This window comes from Arthrobacter sp. PsM3 (assembly GCF_030433895.1).
Taxonomy (GTDB): Bacteria; Actinomycetota; Actinomycetes; order Actinomycetales; family Micrococcaceae; genus Arthrobacter.
On the sequence record NZ_JARUXE010000080.1, the window covers coordinates 1 to 8,856 of the forward strand.

The window sequence follows — 8,856 nt, forward strand, 5'->3', positions numbered from 1 at the left end:
GACAGTCCCGGCCGCCGGCGGTGTGGAAGCGCTGAACACCGGCGCGGCCGGCGCCACTGTAATGACTGACACTGTGTCGTCGAAGTAGTTGGTGACGTAGGCTGCCGATCCGTCCGGCGTGAACGCAACACCGAACGGAGACGTCCCGACCGGGATCGTGGCGGTCACCGTGCCAGACGCCACAGCGATGACCGACACCGTGTTGGAAGCCTGGTTGGCGACGTAGGCTGTCGACCCGTCCGGGGTGACAGCAACATTGACCGGAGACGACCCGACCGGGATTATTGAGGCCACGGTGCTCGATGCCACATCAATGACCGACACCCTTGGAAAAGCACCGAGCCCGGTTACGTAGGCTGTCGACCCGTCCGGGGTGAATGCAAGACCGTACGGTACCCCGACCGGGATCGTGGAGGTCACCGTGCCCGACGCCACATTGATGACCGACACCGTGTTGGAAGCCTGGTTGGTGACGTAGGCTGTCGACCCGTCCGGGGTGAACGCGACACTGATCGGAAACGACCCGACCGGGATCGTCGAGGCCACCGTGCCCGACGCTACATCGATGACCGACACCGTAGCGGAAGCCTGGTTGGTAACGTAGGCTGTCGACCCGTCCGGAGTGAAGGAAACACCGTACGGCGACGACCCGACCGGGATCGTCAAGGTCACCGTGCCCGACGCCACAGCGATGACCGACACCGTGTTGGAACCTTGGTTAGTGGCGTAGGCTGTCGACCCGTCCGGGCTGACAGCAACACCGAACGGAGACGACCCCACCGGGATCGTCGAGGCCACCGTGCCCGACGCTACATCGATGACCGACACCGTCGCGGAAGCCTGGTTGGTGACGTAGGCTGTCGAACCGTCCGGGGTGAACGCAACACCGTACGGACGCCACCCGACCGGGATCGTGGAGGTCACCGTGGCCGCGGCAGTTGCCGGGATATTGCCGACCAGCATTAGAACCGTCAGGATCGAGCTGATGATGGCCGCACGCCGCCGGAACAGGAAGGAAGCGGATGTCCCCCGGCGGAACCGGGGTTTGCCGACGCCCAGTTCTTTCATACTCGGGGCGGAAGGCCGGCCCTGATGCCGCCCGGACAATCTTGTTAAGAACCGCATCAAGTCCCCCTGTGTGTGGCGAGCGAAGTCTGTTCCTGTGTCGCGTGCGTGCCGGCCTTGCCGAAGATGACCTGCTGTCATTGACGGAAGGAAATCGCCGCGGCGCGGTGCTGCGCCGAGACCATCGGGTGCCCGGCGGACACCCTCATAACGGTTAGCCGGATAGCGGCTCAGTCCGGAGTCTATGGGTCAGGCCGCCTGCGGGTCTCAAGTGGACGGTACCTGTCTTCGGGGTGGCACTACCCGGTTTCCTCGCGTCTCAAAGAGCTCGGGGGTTGCCCGTCATGGCGTGGATAGAGGGAACACCCCCGGTAGACCGCCGACCCATCACCCCTCCACAACGGCTCACGCGTGATTTTGGGTCCGGAACCGGCGATTTTCGGGGTTCCTGGGGCACGCAGCACCAATCTGGAGTTCCCTAGGCGAGCGCCGCCGCCAGGGCCTTGGCGACCCACGCCCGGTAGGCCGGCACGGACCAGCCGGCGTCCTGCACCAGGGCACGGTAGGTCTGCGGATGGCCCAGCGACCAGATGGCCGCGGCCCCTTCGGCGTCGGACATGCCGGAGCTGAGACCGCCCCGGGCCCGGGCCGCGGCGGCGGCCTCCTCGTAGCGCCGGAGCCGCTGCTGCGCGCGGTCCGTTTCCAGCCGCGCTGCAGCCTCATCCACGGCCGCGGCCCGGGCGATGACGGCGTTGATCCCGGCCGTGCGCGGATGGACCTCGACAAACCAGTCCGCCAGCACGGCAACCAGGGCGTCGAGGTCGGCGGCCCGCCGGGTGCGCTCCCGCATGAAGTCCAGCACGCCTGCCTGCGCCCCTGGCCCCGCGGCGGCGCGGTCCAGCACGGCCGAGAGCAGCGCGGCCTTGTTGCCCACCGAGTTGTAGACCGTCTGGACGGCCACCCCGCTCTCGGCAGCGATCCCGTCGATGGTGGTGCGGACGTACCCGTCGGCGGCGAACAGCCGGCCGGCCGCCTCGACGATGGCGTCCCGGGTGCCGGCCGCCTGGACCGCCCGGCGCGTGGTCTTCTCCATAAATTTAGACTATCGCTCCACTCACTGGAACGCTATTCTAGTGAGTAAGAGGAAGATGCTCTAGCCAAGGGAGCCCGCCATGAACCAGAACAGCCAGCAGCTGGATGCCGTTGTGATCGGCGCGGGCCAGGCGGGCCTCGCCGCCGGGTACCACCTCGCCCGGACGAAGCTGCGGTTCGAGATCCTCGAGGGCGACCCGCGGGTGGGCGATATCTGGCGCCGCCGCTGGGAGTCCCTGCGCCTGTTCACCCCCGCCCAGCACGACGCTCTCCCCGGACTGCCCTTCCCCGGGGAGCGGAACACCTTCCCGGGGAAGGAGGAGTTCGCCACCTACCTCGAAAGCTACGCGGCACGGTTCAGCCTGCCGGTGCGGACCGGCATCCGCGTTCAGGGCATCACCCCGGCCGGCGCGGGATTCGCCGTCGACACCGCGGCCGGCACCGTGCGGGCGCGCAACGTCATCGTGGCCACCGGGGCCAACGCACTCCCCCGCCTGCCGGGCTCTGCTGCCGGACTGGACGCCGCCATCCACCAGCTGCACAGCTCCCAGTACCGCAGCCCGGCGGACATTCCTGCGGGTGACGTCCTGGTGGTGGGCGCCGGCACCTCCGGCGCGGAAATTGCCTTGGAGCTCGCGGCGAGCCACCGGGTGTTCCTGTCGGGCCGGCCCACCCCGCACATTCCCGGTCCCCTGCTCCGCTACGCCGGCGGGGCCTACTGGCGGTTCATCCACTCGGTCCTGACGCTGCGCACCCCGGTGGGGCGCAAGGTCGCGGCGGGCTTCCACGAGCGCGGCGCACCGCTCATCCGGATCTCCGCGAAGGACCTGGACCGCGCCGGCGTGGTCCGGGTGCCGCGGCTCACCGGCACCGCAGGCGGCCAGCCCACATTCGACGGCGGCGCGGGCGACGGCGGCGTGTCCGACGGCGGCAGGCCTGCAGTCGTGCGGACGGTCATCTGGGCGACCGGCTACCGCCCGGACCTGGACTGGATCGACGGGCTGCAGCTGGGGCCGTCGGGCTGGCCGGAAACCGAGCGCGGAGCCGTCCCGGGAATTCCGGGGCTGTACTTCGTCGGGATGCCCTTCCAGTACGCCCTCACCTCGGGCCTGATCGGCGGAGTGGGCAGGGACGCCGCCTACGTGGTCAGGCAAATCGCAAGGCGGGTGCCGGACCCGTCAGCGGTACGTGCCGGTGCTTTCTAACCTGGCACTAATCCAAAGGAGGTCCTCCGCTTCCGTGGTGCGGTGCGGAGGACCCCCTGGTGGTGCGCCGGTTACAGGATGGCGGTCATGGGGTTCCAGCCCGGTCCGAGGTCGATACGTTTGAACCAGTCACCGGCACCGTTGTTCGGGTAGAGCCAGAGTTCCCCGGTGGTGTCGCGGGCGATCACGTCCGGGCGGCCGTCGCTGTCCATGTCGCCGGGCGCGGTGATGGCGTTCATGGTGTTCCAGCCCGCGCCCAGATCCACCCGCTTGAACCATTCATTCTGGCCGTTGCCGGGGTAAAGCCACAGCTGGCCGCTGGTGTCGCGGGCCACCAGGTCCACCTTGCCGTCGGCGTTGAAATCCCCGGGAGCGACGATGGAGTTCATGATGTTCCACCCGGCGCCCAGATCGACGCGCTTGAGCCAGTCACCGGCCCCGTTGTTCGGATACAGCCACAATTCACCGCTGCTGTCCCGGGCGATCAGGTCCGGCTTGCCGTCGGCGTTGAAGTCCCCCGGGGCCACGATCGAGGTCATGACGTTCCAGCCGGCTCCCAGATCCTGCCGCTTGGACCAGTCTCCGGTCCCGGTCCCCGGGTAGAACCACAGCTCACCACTGGTATCCCGGGCGATCACGTCGGCTTTGCCGTCGCCGTTGAAATCACCGGCACTCACGATCGTGGACATCACATTCCACCCCCCGCCGAGGTCAATCCGCTTGGACCAGTCTCCGGTCCCCGTTCCGGGGTACAGCCACAGCTCACCGGATGCGTCCCGGGCGATCACGTCCGTCTTGCCGTCACCCGTGAAGTCGTTCAAGCGCTTCGGCGCGCCCGGCACTGTCGGCGCGGGAGCCGAGGTGGTGACCGTGAAGGTCTTCACCGGGGAGGAATACGCGAGTCCGGGGACGTCGACGGCGACCGCTGCGACTTTCACGACATATCCGGTGCTCGCAGTGAGTCCCGTGAATGTCACCGTCGGAGAGGTTGTTGTTTTTGAGTCCAGGAGCGTGGTGCCGCCAGCGGCGTAGAGCTGAACGTCGTAACGGGTGACCGTCTCGTTCGGCGTCGGCACCCAGCTGGAGGTGAAACCGGATTTGTCGACGACAATTGCCGGCTCGCCAACCATGGAGGGCTGCGAGACGACGTCATATTTCCCGAAGTTCTGCGTGAACCAGGCACGTCCCGTGCCATCGACCCAGTAACCAATTCCAATGTGGGTGTAGTCACCCAGGATGTTGGCTCTGTGGCCGGGGGAATTCATCCACCCGGCGACAACGGTGCCCGCCGTGAAGCCCATCGCCACGTTTTCTGCCACTCCCATCCACGGCTGGGGAAGCTGCGTCGAGAAGTACGGGTTGTGGGTCATGAGCGACTGTGCCGCCATTGCCTGCGTCCAGTTCTGGGAAACGCTGTTCATGGATGGAGCAACCCTCAGCGGCTGCAGGTCAGCTTTGACCCGTTCAGCGTTGGTTCCGCTGAGAATCTGGGCGACTGCCGCATCAACTTGGGTCTGTGTGGACGCCGCTTCTGCTGGCGCTGCTGATATGAGAGCTGTTGAGGCTCCGCCTGCTGAGGCAAGGATGGCCGCCGCGAGAGCTAAGGCGATACCTCGGGATGTGAAGGCGCGCAAGGCACGGCGGCGCACGTGTGTGAAACCGGACATTGTGTTTCCCCCAATGTGATCGCCGGTCAGGAGCCGGCTACGGAAAGCGTAACGGAGGCTGGCCCGTTTGCACCCACGGTTCGGCGTACTTGTGGCATGTGGTGGAACCGATCCGGGATCAGGCGCTGCTGTGGAGTTGGACTACTTCGCGCGGCGGTTCCTGGCGGCAAGCAGCCTGCGCCGGTAGAAGACGGCGGCGGCCGCCACCACGAGGACACCGAGGCTTCCGGCAACAAATCCGGGCGCGGTCCCATTGTCAGCGTCAGCTGTACGTTCACTCTGGATCGGTTCTGCCGCGGGGGCCGTTGAAAGACTCGGTGTCCCTGACGGCATGGCCGTGGCGGTCCCTGATGGGGTGGGCGGCGCCACGGAGGAGGACTCAGTCGGAGTGGCTTCGGCGGCCGGGGCCACCGCAGGGACACCGTCGATGACCGGGTTCTCTGCCGGGGCGACGCCTTTGACCGGCTGGCTGGGCTCGGCCGGGGCGAACCCCTTGACCGGCTGGTTCGTCACCGGCGCCGGAGCAGGCGGAACGTAGGCCTGGACGGGGGCCGAAGCGTACACCGGGGCTGGCGGGACATACGGCGCCGGGGCTGGCGCGTAAGGGGCCGGGTGCAGCGGCGCTCCCCCGTTGCCTCCTACGATCGGAGCCGCGCCGCCGGGGACCGTGGAACCGCCACCGCCAACAACGACGGTGCCACCGCCGGCTGTCCCCCCGGTACTGTCGGGGACGCAGACGTTTACGCCGTTGATGACGGTATATGTGCACGCTGCCTGGGCCGGTCCTGCGGCGCCGAGCGCGAGGGCCGCGGCCGCCATGACGGTGCCCAGTGCGGCTGCGGTGCGTGATGCGCGGACGTGCGAAGTGGTGTTCAAGATGTATCCCCCAATACGGGTCCTGAGCGGACCGGCTCCGGCCAGCCTAACCGAACAAGGCCGTCTGAACATTCCGGGCGGAACCCTCAGTAGTTGCGCCGGTGCTTCAGCCTGGGGATGGTGACGGCGAAGACCGCGGCGGCCGCGAAGCCCAGCACCCCGGTGGCGGCCACCCCGGCCCCAAGCGAGACGATGGCGGTCACGCCCGAGAGCAGCACCGGGCCGCCGGTGGCCCCGGCGTCGGCCATGAACCGCCAGATGCCCAGGAACTGGCCGCGGCCGTTGTCGGGTGAGAAGTCGGCCCCCAGCGTCATGTTCAGGCCCGAGCTGATGCCGTTGCCGAAGCCAATCAGCAGCGCAGCGAGCAGCAGGCCCACGAAGCCGGTGCTGAGCGGGATCAGGAGCATGGCCGTGCCCATGATGAGGGTCGAGGGAATGGCCACCCACTGCCGGCCCTTGCGGTCCATCAGCCTGCCGGCCGGGTAGAAGACCAGCATGTCGATGGCGCCGGAGAGCCCGTAGATCAGTGACGCCTGGGTCGCGTCCATCCCGAGGTGCTCGGCCCAGAGCGGGATCACCACCTGCCGGGAGGCGCGCAGTGCGCTGAGCAGCAGCACCCCCACGCCCACGCTCAGGAAGACCCCGGCGTGGGAGGCCGCGACGCTGCGCATCGTGGCCCGCTGGACGGGGGCGCCGCCGTCGGGCGCGGGTTTGGCCACGAGGTCCGGGATGGTCACCGACAGGGCCGCGGCGGCCACCATGGCGACGACGCCCACCCAGTAGGCGCCGGTGATGCCGGCGGACTGCATCACCGCCGCGCCGATGAAGGGGCCGATGAAGATGCCGATCCGGTTGACCCCGCCGAGGGTGGACAGGGCCCGCGCCCGGAGCATCACCGGCACCGCCTCGGTCAGGTACTTTTGCCGGGCCAGGCTGAAGACGCTCGCGGCCATCCCGACGACGAGCATCGCCGCGGCGAGCAGCCACAGCCCGTCGGGCAGCAGCGGGGACAGGGCCGCGGCGGCGAGGGCGACGGCGCTGGCGGCTGCGGCGCCGACGATCGCCCAGCGTTCGCCGAACTTCAGGGTGATGAGGGAGGCGGGGAGGTTGAAGAACCAGGAGCCGAGGCCGATCAGGGTGACCACCAGTGCGGCGACCGCCACCGAGGCGCCGAGGTCGCGGGCGGAGAGGGCCACCACGGGCAGGATCGCGCCCTCGCCGATGCTGAACAGCAGGGCCGGGCCAAAGGCGGGGACGGCGATGCTGCGGAGGCTGAAGGCGGCTTGGCGTGTGGTGGTCATCCCCCTCATCCTAGGCCGGGCGCGGCCGCGCGGGCCTCAGGCCTCGAAGTGCGTGCGGGCGGTCCCGTCGGTGAGGTTCCGATCAGGACCTCTACTCCGGCAGAATGCCCGAGCGGCTCAGCAGCGCCCTCGTCTTCGGATGCTGCGGTGCGGTGAAAATCCGGCTGGGCGGCCCCTCCTCCACGATGACCCCCTGGTCCATGACCACAATGCGGTCGGCGATGTCCCGGGCGAACTGCATCTCATGGGTCACGATCACCATCGTGGTTCCCTGCTGGGCGATCTTCTTGATGACCGCCAGAACCTCGCCCACAAGCTCCGGATCCAACGCGGACGTCGGCTCATCAAAGAGCATGACACTGGGGTTCATGGCCAGTGCCCGGGCGATGGCCACCCGCTGCTTCTGGCCCCCGGAGAGCTTGCTGGGGTAATTGTCGATTTTGTCCCCCAGCCCCACCATTTCGAGGTTGGGCAGGGCAATGTCCCTGGCCTCGGCAGTGGAGAGCTTCTTGACGTCGCGCAGCGGCGCCATGACGTTCCCCAGAGCTGTCTTGTTCAGGAACAGATTGAAGTGCTGGAAGACGAAGCCGATGTCGGTCCGCTTCTGGGCAGTGACGGACGCTTTCTCAGCGATCAGTTCCCCGTCGCGTTCCTCGTAGCCGATCAGGTGGCCGTTGACGTAGATGCGCCCGGCATCGATGGTCTCAAGCTTGTTGATGCAGCGCAGCAAAGTGCTCTTGCCGGATCCGCTGGAGCCCAGTATGGCGATGGTCTCGCCGCGGTGGACCACAAGGTCCACGCCCTTAAGTACTTCCACCCTTTTCTGAACGTGCGCTTTGCCGGTAATCCTCTGCCAAAAACTCGGCTTCGTGTCAGAAACAAAGGTCTTGTGGACATCGCGGACGTCAATAATGGTCTCGTCAGCCACTGGCCCGTGCCTTTCGTTCAAGCACAACCACGACGCGGGACAGTGGCAGGCTGATGATCAGATAGAGGATGGCCGCCGCGGTGTAGATCGCAGTGGTCTGGAAGGTCTGGCTGTTGAGGATGTTCGCGGTCTTCAGGATCTCGGTCACGGCGATCACGGACGTCAGGGCGGTGTCCTTGATCATTGCTATGAAGTAGTTGCCGATCGGCCCCATGGAGACCACGAAGGACTGGGGAATGACCACCTTCCACAGGGTCTTGCTGGGCGTGTAGCCCAGGGACAGTGCGGCTTCGGTCTGGCCGTGCTCCACGGAGAGGATGGCGGAGCGGAAGACTTCAGACAGGTAGGCGGCGTAGTTCAGGCCCAGGCCCAGGATGCCGGCCGGCACCGGATCGATGCTTACGCCAATGCTGGGAAGCACGAAGAAGATGTAGACCAACTGCACCAGCAGCGGAGTGCCGCGGATGACCTCCAGGTAAACCGTGGCAATGCCGCGAAGGATTTTGATCGAGGAGATGCGCGCCAGCGCAACCAGCAGCCCCAGCACGAGCGCGATCGCCATGGCACCGAGCGCCAGCTGGACGACGACGGGTACGGCCTGCAGGAGTGCCGGGAACACGGCCAGGGTGTTTTTAATAAAGTCCACGGGAAATCCCTAAGTTAGGGTCGGGGGGGGGGGGGGGGGGGGGGGGGGGGGGGGGGGGGGGGGGGGGGGGGGGGGG

The 8,856-nt window shown here is 67.4% G+C and carries 8 protein-coding genes; 1 reads left to right on the plus strand and 7 read right to left on the minus strand.

Translation table 11 applies throughout. The features are described from left to right. Positions 1–1,068 (minus strand): beta-propeller fold lactonase family protein (locus tag QCD75_RS21375; RefSeq protein ID WP_301231524.1); only part of this gene is annotated, 1,068 nt, incomplete at its 3' end. A gap of 475 nt (positions 1,069–1,543) precedes the next feature. Beyond that, on the minus strand, positions 1,544–2,158 hold the full coding sequence (locus tag QCD75_RS21380) for a TetR/AcrR family transcriptional regulator (protein ID WP_301231525.1): 615 nt from the start codon (positions 2,156–2,158) through the stop codon (positions 1,544–1,546). 79 nt (positions 2,159–2,237) lie between these two features. Between QCD75_RS21380 and QCD75_RS21385 the strand changes: the two genes are divergently transcribed. Next, complete coding sequence (locus tag QCD75_RS21385; RefSeq protein WP_301231526.1) at positions 2,238–3,362, plus strand: flavin-containing monooxygenase; 1,125 nt, start codon at positions 2,238–2,240, stop codon at positions 3,360–3,362. 71 nt (positions 3,363–3,433) lie between these two features. Here QCD75_RS21385 and QCD75_RS21390 read toward each other — a convergent pair whose 3' ends face one another. The 5 genes from QCD75_RS21390 to QCD75_RS21410 form a co-directional block, all read right to left on the minus strand. Beyond that, entirely contained in the window at positions 3,434–5,029 is a 1,596-nt protein-coding gene (locus QCD75_RS21390; protein WP_301231527.1) for an FG-GAP-like repeat-containing protein, read from the minus strand. Between the two features lie 141 nt (positions 5,030–5,170). Further along, entirely contained in the window at positions 5,171–5,905 is a 735-nt protein-coding gene (locus QCD75_RS21395; RefSeq protein ID WP_301231529.1) for a hypothetical protein, read from the minus strand. An 86-nt stretch (positions 5,906–5,991) separates the two neighbouring features. Next, positions 5,992–7,206, minus strand: coding sequence for an MFS transporter (locus QCD75_RS21400; protein WP_301231531.1), 1,215 nt, complete (start codon positions 7,204–7,206; stop codon positions 5,992–5,994). 91 nt (positions 7,207–7,297) lie between these two features. Next, complete coding sequence (locus QCD75_RS21405; protein ID WP_441005532.1) at positions 7,298–8,134, minus strand: amino acid ABC transporter ATP-binding protein; 837 nt, start codon at positions 8,132–8,134, stop codon at positions 7,298–7,300. After that, positions 8,127–8,780 (minus strand): amino acid ABC transporter permease, encoded by a 654-nt coding sequence (locus QCD75_RS21410; RefSeq protein ID WP_301231533.1) that lies wholly within the window; start codon positions 8,778–8,780, stop codon positions 8,127–8,129. The genes QCD75_RS21405 and QCD75_RS21410 overlap by 8 nt, the downstream gene beginning before the upstream one ends. Positions 8,781–8,856: the final 76 nt, after the last annotated feature.